Raw genomic sequence first — 15,497 nt, 5'->3', positions numbered from 1 at the left:
CCCTCGTGATCACCACCGAACTCGTCTTCGTCCGCCACGGAGAAGCGCAGTGCAATGCCGATGGCCTCGTCGGCGGCCCGGCCACCTGCACAGGGCTCACCCGCCTCGGATACGTCCAGGTCGAGAGGGCCGCAGCCAGGCTGGCCGCCGAGCATCGGGCCCAGCCCTTCACCGCGCTGTATGCCGGCCCCCGACTGCGCCTCCAGCAGAGCGGAGAAATCCTCGGGCAGGCCCTCGACCTGGAGCCGCTCGTTGAACCTGGCCTCGACGGACCTGTTCATGGCGCGGCCGACGGCAAGCCCTGGCACTACGTGAAAACCGTGGCCAACGGCGGCCCGCATGCCCACCCCGACCAACCCTGGGCCGCCGGTTCCGACACCTGGAACGGCTACCTCCGCCGGGCCGAAGCGTTCCTCCACGACCTCATCGTCCAGCACCATGGCGACCGCGTTCTGCTCGCCGCCCACGGCGAAACAATCCTTGCTGCCCACGCTCTGCTGCTCGGGCTCGGGTCGATGACGGAAGCGGGTTTCACCGTCTCACATGCCTCCATCACCCGATGGCAGCACCATCTCAATCGGCTCGGCCAGCGCAGGTGGATGCTCGACCGGCACAACGACACCGCCCACCTCTCCGCCCTACGAGCGGGAGCGACGCCGTGAGCACGACCAACGAAGACCCGCGCATCGCATTCGCACGCCACACGGTCGGGCCGGTCAGCGTCGTCGACACCCCGAACCTCCCGTCCCACCTTCTCCAGCTCGTCGACACCCAGGGCAACACCTACGTCGCCAAGCAGTACGGAAGCCAGGCGCGCTACGTCCAGGAGACGCAGGCGTACATGACGTGGCGCCGCTATCTCAAGGACCACGCCCCCGAGTTGGTCGCCCGCCAGGACTCCATCCACACGCTCCTCATCACCGCGGTGCCGGGGCACAACGGCGACGCACTGCCGCCGGGTTCGGACGAGGAGGCGAGGGCGCACCACGACGCCGGAGCCGTCCTCCAGCTCCTTCATCATGCGACGCGCCGCCGTACGACTGCGGGGGCCGGAGCCGCCCTGGCGGATCGGCTACGAAGCTGGGTCGCCAGGGCCGACCACGCCAGCCTCCTGTCCCACGCCGAGCGAAAGATCCTCTCGCGGACCGCGGACGAGCTGGCCGGCAGCAGGATGGACAGTGCCGTCTGCCACCTCGACTACCAGCCCAGGAACTGGCACGTCGGACACGGCTTGTGGACCTACGACTTCGAGCACATGCGACGCGACGCCCGCATCCGGGACTTCGCCCGACTTCACTTCCGCCACTGGCAGGCAGCCCCCCGGCTGCGCGAGGCGTTCTTCACCGGCTACGGGAGCCGCCTCACAGACGCCGAGCAACGGCTCATGGAGCGATTCGGCGCCATCGAAGCCGTCACCGCACTCGTCCGCGGCCACGAACAAGGCGACATGACCCTGAGCGCCCACGGCCGCACCGTCCTGTCCCAACTCAGCTGACGCCCCACCCGCCAACCCGCCCACCTCGGGAGCATTCCGTGCCGGACACCCACTCCACAGCGACCCCCGCGATCCCCCGACGTGCCCTTGTGACCGGCGCGGCCGGCTTCATCGGATCCCACCTCGCCCAGACCCTCGCCCAGGCAGGCACCACCGTCATCGGAGTCGACCGCCGCGATCCAACCAGGGACCAGACGGCCGCCGCCAACCTCGCCCCACTGCACGGCCTCCCGGGCTACCTGCACATCACCGCGGATCTCCTCAACTGCGCCATCGATCCACTCCTCTTCGACGCAGACGCGATCTTCCATCTGGCAGGCATCCCCGGCGTACGACCCTCATGGGGACCGCAATTCAGCGAGTACGTCAACGCCAACATCCTCGCCACCCAGCGGCTGATGGACGCCGCCACCCGCATGCGCGTCCCACGGCTGGTCGTGGCCTCATCCTCCAGCGTCTACGGCCCCACAAACGGCGGTCCCAGCACGGAAGGCGACCACCCCCGGCCGGCATCCCCGTACGCCGTCACCAAGCTCGCCGAGGAACAGCTCTGCCTCGCCCACGCCTCCCGAGCCGACTGCTCCACCAGCGTCGTCGCCCTCCGCTACTTCACCGTCTACGGCCCCCGCCAGCGCCCCGACATGTTCACCCACCGCGCCCTCCACGCCGCGCTGACCGGGCAACCACTGCGACTGTACGGGGACGGCCACCAGCGCCGTGACTTCACCTACATCGACGACGTCGTCACCGCCACCATCTCCGCCGCGAGCGCCCCCATCGACACAGGCATCGTCAACGTCGGCGGCGGCTCGAACGCTTCCTTGCTCGACGTGATCAACATCGCGAAGTCCCTCGCCGGCCGAGAGATCCACGTCCACACCGACGGCGCCCGCAACGGAGACGTCCTGACTACCCGCGCCGACCCGCGGCGGGCCCGCTCCGTACTTGGCTGGCAGCCCACCGTCGATCTGACCGCCGGCATACGCGCACAGATGCACGCCATGACCGGACCCACCCACCAATCGGCCGCCTGACCGTTGCACGATGAGAGAGGAGCCGTTGTGGAGAGCCCAGAGAAAGCCCGGCTGGACGCCTTCTTCCGACGTATCACCGAGCGCTTCCCGGCCGTCGGCGACGTCAGCGCGCTGATCATCACGCATCTGCTCTCCGACCGCCCGGCCTTCCTGCGCGCGATGGCCCGCACGACCACCATCGCCGCCGTGCTCCCCAAGCCCAAGTCCGTGAATGCCACAGCCCTGGCAGAGACCCGCCGCAGGTACGCCGTCCACACCCTCACGCGCGAGATGTTCGCCGACCCGACCAGCGCCCTCGACTACCTCGAAGTCAACGTGCCAGGCCGCGACGTCGTCCTCCTCGACATCGGCGGCTACTACGCCCCCAGCCTCGACACCCTCGTCGACAAGTTCTCCGGACGCATCCTGGGAGTCGTCGAGGACACCGAGAACGGCCACCAGCGGTATGAGGCACTCGGCCAACTACCCTGCCCCGTGTTCTCGGTGGCCCGCTCCCCGCTGAAGGACTGCGAGGACCACCTCGTCGGGCGATCCATCGTCTTCTCCACGGAGGCCCTCGTACGCACCCGAGGTGACATCCTCACCGGCCGCGACGCCTGCGTCGTCGGCTTCGGCAAAGTCGGCCGGAGCATCGCCCAGACCCTGCGGGCCCACGACCTCCGCGTCGTCGTCTACGACAACGATCCCGTCAAGCGAGTGCAAGCCCACGCTCAGGGCTTCCGCACCACCGCCACCTGCACCGAAGCGATCCACAATGCCGGGCTCGTACTGTGCGCCACGGGCAACCTGGCCCTCCGGCAGAGCGACTTCGCGGCCCTCCGCAACGGCGCGTACGTCGCCTCGGTCACCTCCTCCGAGGACGAACTCGAACTCGACGCACTGAACGACCTCTACCGGCGCACGTTCACCGGGGAACATCTGGACCGGTACGACGTGACCGGCCACTACTTCTACGTCCTGGCCGACGGCAACGCCGTCAACTTCCTGCACGGTGCTGCCGTCGGCACATACATCCACCTCGTCCAAGCCGAAATACTCGCGGCCACATCCACGCTCACACAGGGCCCTCGCGACCCCGGCCTCCACGAGATGCCCTCGCGCGACCGCCAGGCCATCGCCACGGCCTGGCTCGACCACTTCGCCAGGTGAACCGCCATTCCTCCATCCCGCACGCACATCCGCAATGTGACCGCGGCATACCTTGTACGCCACTCCGACGAGCAGGAAGCACTCCAGCCACTACGGGAGGCCCTGGCACGCCGGGAAGATCCCACCAGCCACAAGACCTACCCGGGGCACGTCACTTGCAGTGCCATCGTGATCGACCGGCACGACCGGGTGCTGCACATCCACCACCGGATCCTTCGCAAGGACCTGCTGCCCGGCGGCCATATCGAGGCAGCCGACACCACTCTTCCTGACGCCGCTCTACGCGAACTCCAAGAAGAAGCCGGCATTCCGTCCAGCGCCCTGGCGACGCTGAACGGCTACGCAGACATCCCGTTCGACATCGATGTACACGACATCGCAGCCAACCCCGACAGAGGCGAACCACGGCACCACCACTACGACTTCCGGTTCGCCTTCCATCTCCTCGGCGAGCGGAAGATGCACCTCCAACCAGAGGAAGTCACGGACTTCCAGTGGCTTCCTTTCCCCGAGGTCACTGCTCCCACGATCGCTAGCAAGCTCGCCCTCCTGCACCGTTCCACGAGTTCCTGACCCATCTACCGTCCGGAGAACACCGTGGCCGTTACGCCAACGAAGCCCAAACGCCCCCCACGCCGGCACATAGCGGTGATCCCATGCCGCTGGGGCGCATCACGATTTCCCGGCAAGCCCCTGGCCATGCTCGGCGACAAGCCTCTGCTGTGGCACGTCCACCAGCGATGCCAAGAAGCTCAATGCCTTGACGACGCGGTCGTCGCGACTGATGACCACCGCATCGAGGAAGTGTGCCAACAGCTCGGCATCCCCTGCCTGATGACGGGCGAGCACGCCACCGGCACCGATCGCGTCGCCGCATGTGCCCAGCACCTCCAAGCCGATGGATACATCAACGTCCAGGGCGACGAACCGTTCATCGATCCTGCGGCGATCGACGCCGTCTCGGAAGCCGTGGCCCACCTCGAAGCCGCCACTCCAGCGGTCAATGCCTACACGCCCATAGCCGACACAGCAGCTGCCATCGACCACAACGTCGTAAAGGTCGTCATCGGCACGGACAGCAACGCCTTGATGTTCTCTCGGCAGCCGATTCCGTACCCGCGGAGCGGCTACCCGGCCTACTTCCGTCAGCTCGGGCTGTACGGATTCACGGCCGCCGGCCTGGAGGTCTTTCGGGAGCTGGACCAGGGGCCACTCGAACGCACCGAGGGCGTCGAGATGCTGCGCTTCGTCGAGCACTCGTACAACGTGCGGATGCTGCCCGTGGCAGACGCCGGCCTCGCCGTGGACACCCCCGAGGATCTCGTTCGTGCCCAACGCCTTCTACAACGGACGTGGTCTTGCCCCGAGGCGGAAGTTCCGCGGAAGTGCACCTGAGCCCACTGCTCGGACCGTGGGGGCGCCTACGAGTTCAATCCGTAGCCGAGGTGACCCACCGCCGTAGTCCGACGGCGCCTTGGCAGAGCGAGGGACCTGCGCCTACGAAATCAGGACATCCCGCCAAGGCTGCTTCGAGCGGAGAGGCTGCGTCGGGAGCAAGGCCGGCGAAGGCAGCTGCGTCACTCAACTCCCGTTGTGACGCGAGCGCTTGTAGGCCCAATCCACAGCAACGCGTCCTGCGGCACACGTCGTGCCGGTCTGGTAACTCCGACCGGAAATGATCAGTACGCCTGAATGGTGGTTGAGGCGGCTTTACCCCACTCATATGGTCATTTTCGACCGCGGCGTTGATCGACCACAGCAGGGGATGCGCATGACTGACAAGCGAACGGGCGGACTGGCCCTGGGGATTGCCGCCTTCAACGCGGCTCTGACCGTCGCGGCGGCGGTGGTCACATGGAACGGCGGCCCCAGTCCGTGGACGGTTGCTGCCGTCAGCTCCGTGCTTGTCCTTCTCGTGCTCCTCCGCAAGCGCTGACCGCCCTGGTCAATCCGAATTGCACCTACACATCTTGAGCAAGAAGGAAGTCCGCTTTCGTGAAGCTCTCTTACCGCGTCGCCTCTGCAGCCCTGGCAGGCGTCTCGCTCATTGGGATCACCGCCTCCCAGAGCCCGGCATTCGCCGCTCCGGTCGCCGCCTCGGCGGCCTCTGCGAGTGATGTCTCGCCCGAGACCGAGGCCCTGGTCAGCAACATCAAGGCGCTGCAGAGCCAGTCCTCCGTGCTTGAGGGCGAGCAGGCCCAGACATGGGTCAAGCGGGTCACCGCTGACGTCAGCGACCAGAAGGTCGCCACGCACCTCAAGGCCGGTTCGTCCCTCGTGACGGAACGCGCCACTGTCTACAAATTCCACAAGGGCAACACTCAGGTCTCCATCCCCTTCAGCGACCAGGAGCGCGGCGCGAGCCTGAACGTCGTCTACGACTCCTCCGGTAAGGTTGTCGAAACGCTGGAGATGCAGCTCACCCACGACGACAAGACCGGTCATGCGCAGGTGTGGCGCAACGGCGCCCTGACGGCCGACAAGACCATCAAGGCTGCTGACCTTCCCAAGGACCTGCCCGCCACGCAGCCGAAGATTTCCACCTACGGCTTCAGCTGGGGCAAGCTCAACGACTGCCTCTCCGGCGCCGGCATCTCGTCCTGGGCCCTTGCTCTCATCGGCACCGCATGCGCAGCAGCATGCGTGGGAACCGCTGGTGTGGCATGCGTTCCGTGCATCACCGCGGCCGGCGGAGTCGGAGCGGGCACCGTCTGGTTCTGCATAGGCAAGGCCACCAGCTGACCCCCACCAAGTAGTTTGCAACCCGCGGCCGTTCGCCCTCAGTCGCAGTGAGGGCGAACGGCCGCAGGCCGTGAACGCCACGTTAGCCTCGGACACCGGCACCTTCAAAAGAGCGGAAACGATCGAGCCTCAGGCGGATAGTGCCCCCGAAGGAAGCCGGAGGCGCCGAGCCGGACTGCTCGGTGATCAGAGACGCGGACTCATCATCCGGCCGGAGGTCGGGTCGACACGCACGCAGCACGCCGCTGCCATGACCACTTGGGACTCGGATCAGAATGAGGTGCTCCCAGCTCGGGTCCACGCCGAACTCGTCGGCGATGGCTGCGCTGAGAGTGTCCGTGTACCAGGTCCACATGCGTTCGGCGTACGCGCGCAGCACTGGCGTGGACTCCACAAGGTGGGTGAACTCGGCCGCCTGAGGGTGTGCCTCGATCGAGGGCCAGGTGTCGAGGACGTGCTGTCGGAGGGCGTCGAGGATCACCGTCATGTGCCCCAAGTGCGGCGCCCGGCGCGACTGGATGGTCATCTGCGACCGCAACGAAGTCAGCATTCGTTGCCGCTGCGCGCACCAGTGGGTCGAGCGCGAACTGACCCGTGCGGACTACATGGCGATGATCGGCGAAGGTATCGGCCAGGACTACCCGAGCCTGGAGGCCGCAGCCGAGGCTGCGGGATACGACGGCACACTGGCCGGCACCTATCTCGCCGAGCCCCGTGCGGAGTGAGGGCTCATCAACAGTGCCCGAAGACTCGGCTGTGTCCCGCACACCAGCTGGGCGAGCCCTTCGTCTGGAGGACGGCGTGCTGTCCGGTGGGCTTGGCTCAGGTCTCGTCTTCCATCGCGCTGTCGCAGTTGCCGCAGACCCGGTCGGCGTACGCCGGGGGGTACCACGGTGAACCGGGGTGTCCCGAGGGCCGCCAGGAGGATGTCTCCATGGCGAAGGTGTCCTTGCCGCAGAAGGTCCGTGGGCCGGGGGAGGAAGGCCCTCCTGGGGCGCCTGGCGCTGCGTGCACTCGTCGGACCCGGGCCCCGGCCTCGCCGGGTCGGGTGTCGGTCGTGCTCGTAGGTTGGTCGAGCTCGTACACGACGATGATCTCCATGCGCCGACCGTAGTCCGCCGGTAGCCGCGCAGGCGGTAGCCAATCGCCATGATCCGGTATGTGATGAGGATCTGGGCTTCAGCGTGGTGGGACGCCGTGCCGGTGTTCGGCCGAGGTGGGCTTCAGGATGACGGCAAGACGTCACGGCGGCCGAGGAATCATCATGGCGCACTGTCGGTGGCAGCGTCACGGCGCGACGGTTGCGCGACCGGTGCCGGCACTGCCTTCGGGACGGCCGTCGCCGGACGAGCGGGAAGGGCCACCCGGGGCAGGTGTTCCCAGGGAATGAATGATGCGGGCGATTCCGAGGAATGGCGTCCGCGCTGGCCCAACGGTGCCTCATCAAGGGCGGCCGTCGGGTTGCTAGTGATCGTCCGGTGGCGGGTTGGGGTGTTGCTGAGGGGCGGTCGTCGGCCGTCGAGCGGGGAGCGGGCGCATCAAGGGCGTGTGGGCCCCGGGATGGCTTGTGCTTTACCGGCGCGATCGACCCAGCTGATCGCGCCGGACGTATCGTCGAGGAAGTCGGCGGGCGGACCCTGCGGTACCGCCGGTCAAGCGTCGGGCCGACGGGCTGGCTCTGGTCGATCGCGATGGAGCTGGGCGGCTGTCCGGCGGCGAATCAACTACGGGCAGTTCAGGGCCTATCGAAACAAACCGGCCAGCCGATTGTTCCGAACCACTTGACGACCTAAGCTCCCTTCGCCGTGTGTTCATAGTGAACATTGACCTGTACCGCCACGGGGGAAGCGCGTGACCTACGACCAGGATTGGGACCGCCGGCTCAATCCGTTCCGTTACAACGATGACGGATCGCTCACCGATGTTGCCAAGCGGCAGAACGTGGCGATGGAGCTCAACTCCGCAGAGAGCAGGGGAGACGGGGGCGCAGGGAGCGGAGGACGGCAGACATCGGTCCGTACGGTCGCGCTGACCAAGGCGGCCAAGGCGCTGGAGGACCTCCGGGGCGACACCGACAAGGTGGACCAGCCCGCCCTGTCGGAAACCGACGTCGCGTCCAGCGCTCTGGGCGGCTGGCAAAGCTCTCAGGGGCTCTCTGCGCTGCACAAGAGGTGGGCGGACGAGTCCGTGCATCTGAGCACGATGCTGTCCGACGCCGTCATGAAGCTGCACAACACCAGCAGTTCGTACGAGCGGACAGACCGCTCCGAAAAATCCCGGATGGACGCTCTTGACGGCGGGAGGCACTGATCATGGTGGCATTCTCCGATCTCCTCCACGCCGACCTCGGCAAGCTCCAGGCATCAGCGGACGAGTGGAACCTGCTCCCCAAGAAGTACCAGGGCCTGCAGGAGCTGTTCGAGGCACGTGTCACCCAGCCCCTGAAGTCCGACTGGCACGGGGACGCAGCCGAACAGGCGCAGCTGTCACTCACGAAGATCAAGGAGCAGTACGCTGCCGCGGCGCAAGAGGCGCACGCCATCGCGACTCTGTTGCTCGACGCCCACGCGGAGTTCAGCGCGGCACAGAAGAAGCTCCACCGGATCATCGATGAGGAAGCACCTGCCGAGAAGCTCCAAGTGCTGGACAACGGCATGGTCATCGACACCGATCCGGACAGCCAGGGATTCATGGCCGGCGGATATAGCGAGGTCTTCCACCCGGAGCGCAAGGCCAAGATCGAGGCCATCCAAAGGCGCATCGAGAAGGTGCTGCGGGATGCCACCGCAGCGGACGAAGCTGCGGACTGGGCGCTGCGTCAGGACTCCAACGGCAAGAACAACGCTTCCTTCAACAAGAACATCTACACGTCGTTGGACTCGGCCCGAGACGCCAAGAAGGACATGGCCGAGGCTCTGAGACTCACCAAGAAGGGCGAAGACCTCACCAACGACGAGCTCGACCGATTGGGGAAGATCCTGTCCAAGCGCAAGAACGACATGGTCTTCGCGGAGAGGTTCTCCACCGTGATGGGTCCGAAGGGTGTACTGGAATTCTGGCGAGAGGCATCAGGGCCCAACTCCGGAGAGCGGGGCCCGGAGCGTAATGCAGCCCTCAAGCAGTTGCAGGCCGGCCTCGGCTCCACACTCGGAATTGCCACACAGAGCGACAGCACGGCGATGGACGAGTGGAAGCAGAAGATGCTGGCGCTCGGGCCGCAGACCATCGACCCTGGAGGGCCTGGCGGGCCCAGCGCCAAGGGGTACCAGCTCATGAGCAGCCTGATGCGGAGCGGCAGCTTCGACACCGACTTCCTCAACGACTACGGCCGAGACCTCGTGAGCTACGAGAAGTCCAGGGCCTCGTCGACGCCGAGGCAGTTGTGGGCTCCTGACGCCACCATGGCGCGAATCGACTACTCCAGTGACGGCCCGGGCAGCGATCCCATGACGGGCTACATGGACGCGCTGAGCAAGAACCCCGAGGCAGCCACGCAGTTCCTCGACCCGGGCGAGGACCGCCAGAGCGGGAACCTCAAATACCTTGTGCATGGCCGGCAGTGGATGCCGGACAGTTTCCATGAAAAGACCGGGCAGGGTTCACTGGCGCTGGCCATCGAAGCCGGCGCTACCGGACATGAGCCCGGTGAGGAAGACCCTCTACGTGAGCACACTGCGTCGCAGGCCAGGGTCATGCGTGACAGCATCAACATGCTCGATGGTGGTCCAAAGAACGAGAAGCTCCCTGAGGGCATGCAACGTCCGATCGCCAATGCGCTTGGTGACTACGTATCGGATACGCACGACATCCTGACAGCTAACAACGCTTCCCTGGACCATGCCGGGAAGGGTGAATCAGGCGTTTGGAGCGACGAAGGCACCGGACAGATACGGATGTCTACCGACAGGCCGTCCTTGATTCGGGTAATGCGCGGAGTCTCGGATGACCCTGAGGCGTACCACATCCTGCAGGAGGCAGAAACAGCCCATGTAGCACAGCAGCTGTCTGATCTCTCGCCCGATGCTCCAGAGAAGGACGTGAAGGGCGTCATGGGCGATGCTGCAGGAGCCACCGGCGCCATTGACGCTATCCAAGGGGACGTCATCCTCGACCGTCGTGACGACGGACTCACTGACAACAAATGGTGGATCGGAAAGGCTGGCTACCACACCGCTGCGGGCATCGTCACTAGATTCCCTGTAGTCGGCGATATCGCGGTTCGTCTCACCGACGTTGGTGTTACCGCCTGGCAGCAGCACATGGATTCAGCTGTTCAAGCAGCAGGGGCTGGCGAGATTGATCAGAACACCATTCACGGTGAACTAGGCAAGAGCGGACAAGCGGGCGTCCACAAGATGGTGGCCGAGTGGTACAGGATGCACAACGATGACCCCGATTCAGGACATGCTCATTCCATGCAGAATGAGATGCGCGGTATTTACGAAGACGGTCGCACCGATGCCCAAGACGCACTGGGGCGAGGGAAGAACCATAACTAGCCATGAATGATGCTACGGAACAGCGCCGCATCGGTGATCCCGCACCGGGAGTCGACCGCCTGAGCCGCAAACGCCTACTGATCTTCGTTGTCCTCGTCCTCGTCATAGCCGTGCCCTCCGTCTTCTACTTCAGTGGAGCGTATGACCGTTGGAAAGACGAGCGGAGTCTGGCAGATATTTGCAAAGGAAGTGTTGACACTTCGGAAGTCAAGGAGCTGCTCGGAGCTGATCGTCTGCGCGGACATGACGTTGCAGTAGAGCAGGGAATTAACCCGCGGGCAGGTCAACTGCACAAGTGCTCCGTAGGCGACCCTGATGGCCGCGCATGGCTGTCGACGGCAATGGACTGGAGTTCTGGAGCGGCAGGTGCTCTGCATGACTTCGGCGGCTTTCCGCCGAACGGTGGCTTGGGGATGGCCATTCCGCTTGGTCACGGGTGGGAAGGAGTGATGGACGAGGGGCGCTCGGGAGAGGGCCTCGTCGCGACGGTCAACATGCCGTGCGCTAACCACCGCAATGACCCCGAGCGCTCCTCCCTGATCGTCACGCTGCAAGGGCAGGCCATGCGATCGATGGAGGGGACCGCTCAGCGCGCCCGCTTTGCGCGTACGGCGGTGAAGACGGCGCAGAACGCAGCTAGGGCTTGGGGATGCAACGCCCGTCCCGGTGGCCCTATTGATCGTGTGCCGGACAATACGGCACACACAAAAGTGCCGCAGGGCGAAGCTGGGGGTAGCTGCGCAGGCATCGCGGCCGCTGTCCGCGAAAGTGCGACGGACTCAAATGCGCCTATCGAGAATTGCTACCTCCTATCGGATTCGAACAAACCCCACTACCGCCTTAGCGCCTTCTATGGCCCGTTTGTTCGGGCACTGCCGGCGCAGTTGGGGTATGGGGACGAGCTCGACTCTGAAAAGTCAGCCGGTCGTAAAGGTAGCAGCGTCTGGGCTACGGCCGAGTGTCCCTCCGGAGGCAAGGCGTTGTACATCGCCACGGCGCTGCCGGACGATGGCGATCGCTTTACCCCGGATGGGCAATTGGAGGAGTCTACTCTTAAGGCGTTCGCCACGCGGTCAGCCGAACGTCATGGCTGTGCCAGTCTGAAGATGCCGTAACGACCATGGTTGACGTCAGGCCGGCCAGCGGCTCTGGGCCGCCCTGCGAGGCGCGCCCTGCCCAGATTGGCCCACCTTGTCCCAGCTGTTATGTGAGCGGATCAGGGTCGCTTTTAAGACACAGTCATCAGGTCTTGAGTCGCCCCAAGAGATCGGTTGACCAGGCCTTCTGGCAGACGGTTTGATGGATCCGGTGTGCGTTAGGCGCTGTGCACAGGTCTGAAGTGGAGACGCCGGGGGGATTTTGCAGATGGTTGAAGAATATCGAGTTGATCTGAGTGCGCTACAGCAAGTCATCACGCGGCTCAACTCGCTTGTGGACGCGATGGATGGGGTCGGGACCACGGCTGAGTACAAGACGGAGCTGCCGGAGGGGTATCTCGGCCAGCGTTTCGCCGAGGAAGCCGGGCTCCGGAATGCGCACGGAAAGATGAAGCGGGAGATCGCCGACATGGTGACCGAGCTGAAGAGCATGATTGCCGACGCCAGCAAGAAGACGAGGACCGTTCACGACGGCTATGACGCCCGTGAGCAAGAGGTCCGTCAGTCCATGCGTTGAGGCGGCTGCCGTCGGCTCCATCACATGAGCGAGCACAACGGGGAGGGATGACATGGGTAGCGGGGGCGGACACTCCACCAACTTCTCGAGCCATACGCTTGAGGGCCTAAAGGCCATGGTGCGCGACACACGGCCGGACAAGGTCGAAGAGATCGCCCATCACTGGATGTACGTGCATGACCAGCTGGCCGGTGATGCGCCCGACGGAAGTGTGAAGGATCTGCTGGACAAAGCGGTGGCGGATGTCCGCGAGTACTGGCACGGCGCGGCGGCCGAGGCTTTCGAGGCTCGGGCGAAGATGCTCAGCACGAGTCTCAAGAATGGCGCGATGTACGCCAAGAACACCTCGCATGTCCTCCAAGGCGCGGCTGCCGACCTCCGCGAGGTCAAAAGATCAGTTATGGCCCTCCAGGACACCGTCTCTGAGCAGGAACACGGCAACTACGTGGGTGCCGTGGTGTCAGGGATCAAGGACGGCGCAAAATGGCTGAGCAATTTCGGCGTGCGTGACGATAGTGGGCTGAAGCAGGACGTGGCCCACGGCATGAGCGTCAGCGATGCTCTGGCCAAAAACGATGACACGCTTTCGCGGGGCAAGGAGATTGCCCTGCGGGCCGCTGCCCACATGGAGAGGCTCGGCGCCTCGTACAACGTCAAGGCGAATCAGTTGACGCCCCCACCTCCCCGCGACCGGGAGAAGCCCATCGCCCCACCGGACTCGACAGTGCCACCGCCAGATGTGGCATTTGCCGTGGTTCCAGCCATGGCCAGTCCACGGAGCGCAACCGTCCCTCGTGTGTCGGGCCGGAAGACGGCTGGCGACACGTCAGCCGCGGGTGCCGTCGCCTCGCCCCGGCCTTCAGAGCAGGGCGAGGCCACTGGGCGCTCTGCCCGACCTGGGACACGTCCTCCTGCGACGCAAGCACCGAATCCGGGTACAGCGTTGGACGGTGTCCGCGGTGGCGTGCCCAGCGCTCCCAGCCTTCCTGGCACGGGCTCTGCCGGGCCGGTAGTTGGCCAGGTTCCTGGCAACTCCGGTTCGGGCCCCGACGGGCCGGGACTGCCTGCTGGTGGTCCAGTGATTGGCGGGCGTGGCCCTCTGGGCGGCAGAACGATGCGCCCTGGTTCACCCGGCACTCCGAGCACGCCTCCGGGTGGCCGCGCTGGCGCAGGAAGATCCACTGTTCCAGGGGCTCCGGGTCAACCGGGCCGGGCAGGACGACCGCCAGTCGCCGGCGCCACAGACCCGGGCGCATCCGGTAAAGGGGGCGTTCGTGGCCGTCAGGGAGGGCTGGCACGGCGACCCGGCGGCGTCGTCGGCGAACCGAGTAAGCCTGGGGTTCCGGGGCGGGGTGCTCAGGGTGGCTCAGGGCTGCACCGTAGCCGAGGCGGCGCTCTGAGTGGCGGTTCGGGAGGTTCGTCCCGTGCGCGTGGGCCGCTGGGCATACCGGCCAACGGGCGACCCACACAGGAAGAGAAGAGGCGTCGGCAGGGGTTGCGTCCGGACTACTTGGTCGAGGATGAGGAGACCTGGGTCTCGCAGCGGGACGTTGTGCCGGGAGTTGTTGGCGTTTCGGCCACTGAGGAGCCGGCTACCGCTAACTCGCCAGAGCAGGAAGGCAGCGAGGCGGAGCCGGGCAGTTCGGAAGGAAGCAATTAGGCGTGACGTTCACACGATGGATGAGAGCGGCAGGCGGGACGGCACTGTTGTGCGTGGTCGGCCTCGCGAGCGTGGCGTCCCCGGCTGCCGCGGATTCCATTCGCGATCGTCAGTGGGCCTTGTCGGCATTCGATGCTGATGCGATTGAGAAGGTATCCACGGGGCGGGGCGTGACCGTAGCCGTCGTCGACACCGGTGTCGACGGGACACACCCCGACCTCGTGGGCAACGTGCTGCCTGGAAAGAACCTGCTTAAGGGCGACGGTCGTGCCGACCGTGAAACAGAGAGTTCGCACGGCACCGCCATGGCCTCCCTGATCGCAGGACATGGTCACGGGCCTGGGGGCGAGGCTGGCATCAAGGGGCTCGCCCCTGAGGCAAAGATTCTGCCGCTCATTGTGAACAATCAGGATGGCTTGCAGACCGGCACGGGTAAGGGTGAGTCCCCCGTCTCGCAGGCGATCCGTTATGCAGTCGATCACGGAGCGTCAGTCGTCAATTTGTCTTTGGGTGACACGTTCAAGATTACTGATCTGGACGATGCCGTTCGGTATGCGCGGCAGAAGGATGCCGTAATTGTTGCCGCGGCCGGCAATGATGGCGTCGACGAGCCGAACTACCCCGCGAGCATCCCAGGTGTGATCTCGGTAGGAGCGGTCGACTCTTCAAAGAAGATCTGGGAGAAGTCCAACTACGGGTCCAACAACCTGCTCGCAGCACCAGGAGTGGACATCGCTGGCGCAGGACGTGATCACGGCTACCAAAGCGGTACCGGAACCTCCGACGCCACCGCCTACGTCTCAGCCGCCGCCGCCCTGCTCCGCGCAAAGTTCCCAGACCTCACGGCCGGTCAGATCGCGAACCGCCTCGTGAAGACTGCCATGTTGCCGGATTCCATGAAGGGTACAAAGCTCCCGGACAAGCACTATGGCTACGGGTTCATCCGCCCGTACAGCGCCTTGACTGAGGACATCCCCGCCGGTTCGACGAACGGGCCGCTGCCGGACCCGTCGGCCGCGTCTATGCCCTCGGCAGCTCCCGCTGCTCCGTCCGGCGGTTCCGACGCCGCCTCCTCCAAGGACAGCGGTTCCGCATACGTCATCTGGGGTGTCGTCGGGGTCGTAGTGCTGGGGGTCGTGGCCGTACTGGCTGCGGTCGTCGTCAAGCGCCGGCGTCCCGTCGTGCCTCCACCTTCCCCGTACGGCCAGCAACCACCCAGGCCGCCCTTCCAGCAGTAGCCGGGT

At 65.4% G+C, this 15,497-nt stretch carries 15 protein-coding genes and 1 pseudogene; 14 read left to right on the top strand and 2 right to left on the bottom strand.

The window, feature by feature from the left end; genetic code table 11:
• Window positions 1-5: 5 nt before the first annotated feature.
• From SNOUR_RS07390 to SNOUR_RS07355, 8 genes are all read left to right on the top strand, one after another.
• Window positions 6-662, top strand: coding sequence for a histidine phosphatase family protein (locus tag SNOUR_RS07390; protein ID WP_067344827.1), 657 nt, complete (start codon window positions 6-8; stop codon window positions 660-662).
• On the top strand, window positions 659-1,495 hold the full coding sequence (locus SNOUR_RS07385) for an aminoglycoside phosphotransferase/kinase family protein (protein WP_067344826.1): 837 nt from the start codon (window positions 659-661) through the stop codon (window positions 1,493-1,495). The genes SNOUR_RS07390 and SNOUR_RS07385 overlap by 4 nt, the downstream gene beginning before the upstream one ends.
• A 38-nt stretch (window positions 1,496-1,533) precedes the next feature.
• Window positions 1,534-2,529 (top strand): NAD-dependent epimerase/dehydratase family protein, encoded by a 996-nt coding sequence (locus SNOUR_RS07380; protein ID WP_312632094.1) that lies wholly within the window; start codon window positions 1,534-1,536, stop codon window positions 2,527-2,529.
• Window positions 2,530-2,556: 27 nt separating this feature from the next.
• Window positions 2,557-3,678, top strand: a complete 1,122-nt coding sequence (locus tag SNOUR_RS07375) for an adenosylhomocysteinase (protein WP_067344824.1) — start codon at window positions 2,557-2,559, stop codon at window positions 3,676-3,678.
• A gap of 36 nt (window positions 3,679-3,714) precedes the next feature.
• Window positions 3,715-4,251 carry an NUDIX hydrolase gene (locus tag SNOUR_RS07370; RefSeq protein ID WP_312632093.1) on the top strand — a complete coding sequence of 179 codons (537 nt, stop codon included), beginning with the start codon at window positions 3,715-3,717 and terminating at the stop codon, window positions 4,249-4,251.
• A gap of 24 nt (window positions 4,252-4,275) precedes the next feature.
• Window positions 4,276-5,073, top strand: a complete 798-nt coding sequence (locus SNOUR_RS07365) for a 3-deoxy-manno-octulosonate cytidylyltransferase (protein WP_067344820.1) — start codon at window positions 4,276-4,278, stop codon at window positions 5,071-5,073.
• 328 nt (window positions 5,074-5,401) lie between these two features.
• Entirely contained in the window at window positions 5,402-5,614 is a 213-nt protein-coding gene (locus SNOUR_RS07360; RefSeq protein ID WP_067344819.1) for a hypothetical protein, read from the top strand.
• A 59-nt stretch (window positions 5,615-5,673) separates the two neighbouring features.
• Window positions 5,674-6,420 carry a hypothetical protein gene (locus SNOUR_RS07355; RefSeq protein WP_067344818.1) on the top strand — a complete coding sequence of 249 codons (747 nt, stop codon included), beginning with the start codon at window positions 5,674-5,676 and terminating at the stop codon, window positions 6,418-6,420.
• A gap of 295 nt (window positions 6,421-6,715) precedes the next feature.
• Here SNOUR_RS07355 and SNOUR_RS42685 read toward each other — a convergent pair.
• Window positions 6,716-6,898: pseudogene (locus SNOUR_RS42685) on the bottom strand (TetR family transcriptional regulator); the annotation flags it as partial.
• A gap of 7 nt (window positions 6,899-6,905) precedes the next feature.
• Here SNOUR_RS42685 and SNOUR_RS07345 point away from each other — a divergent pair.
• Window positions 6,906-7,145 carry a hypothetical protein gene (locus tag SNOUR_RS07345; protein ID WP_174717849.1) on the top strand — a complete coding sequence of 80 codons (240 nt, stop codon included), beginning with the start codon at window positions 6,906-6,908 and terminating at the stop codon, window positions 7,143-7,145.
• Window positions 7,146-7,242: 97 nt separating this feature from the next.
• Here the strand turns inward: SNOUR_RS07345 and SNOUR_RS42680 are convergent, their stop codons facing one another.
• Window positions 7,243-7,521: a hypothetical protein gene (locus SNOUR_RS42680; RefSeq protein WP_079142321.1), complete on the bottom strand. Its 279-nt coding sequence runs from the start codon at window positions 7,519-7,521 to the stop codon at window positions 7,243-7,245.
• A gap of 750 nt (window positions 7,522-8,271) precedes the next feature.
• On the opposite strand from SNOUR_RS42680, the gene SNOUR_RS07340 reads away from it, so the two are divergent.
• The 5 genes from SNOUR_RS07340 (at window position 8,272) to mycP (ending at window position 15,491) form a co-directional block, all read left to right on the top strand.
• A complete protein-coding gene (locus SNOUR_RS07340; RefSeq protein ID WP_067344816.1) occupies window positions 8,272-8,730 on the top strand; it encodes a hypothetical protein in 459 nt (152 codons plus the stop codon).
• A gap of 2 nt (window positions 8,731-8,732) precedes the next feature.
• Window positions 8,733-10,919: a DUF6571 family protein gene (locus SNOUR_RS07335; RefSeq protein ID WP_067344815.1), complete on the top strand. Its 2,187-nt coding sequence runs from the start codon at window positions 8,733-8,735 to the stop codon at window positions 10,917-10,919.
• Window positions 10,920-10,921: 2 nt separating this feature from the next.
• A complete protein-coding gene (locus SNOUR_RS46065; RefSeq protein ID WP_159425824.1) occupies window positions 10,922-12,034 on the top strand; it encodes a hypothetical protein in 1,113 nt (370 codons plus the stop codon).
• A gap of 250 nt (window positions 12,035-12,284) precedes the next feature.
• A complete protein-coding gene (locus SNOUR_RS07325; protein ID WP_067344813.1) occupies window positions 12,285-12,593 on the top strand; it encodes a hypothetical protein in 309 nt (102 codons plus the stop codon).
• Window positions 12,594-14,255: 1,662 nt separating this feature from the next.
• A complete protein-coding gene (gene mycP, locus SNOUR_RS07315; RefSeq protein WP_312632092.1) occupies window positions 14,256-15,491 on the top strand; it encodes a type VII secretion-associated serine protease mycosin in 1,236 nt (411 codons plus the stop codon).
• Window positions 15,492-15,497 lie beyond the last annotated feature (6 nt).

The sequence above is a fragment of the Streptomyces noursei ATCC 11455 genome, assembly GCF_001704275.1.
GTDB classification, from domain to species: domain Bacteria; phylum Actinomycetota; class Actinomycetes; order Streptomycetales; family Streptomycetaceae; genus Streptomyces; species Streptomyces noursei.
The sequence above is the reverse complement of the archived record's forward strand: the minus strand, read 5'-3'. Positions and strand labels throughout refer to the sequence as shown.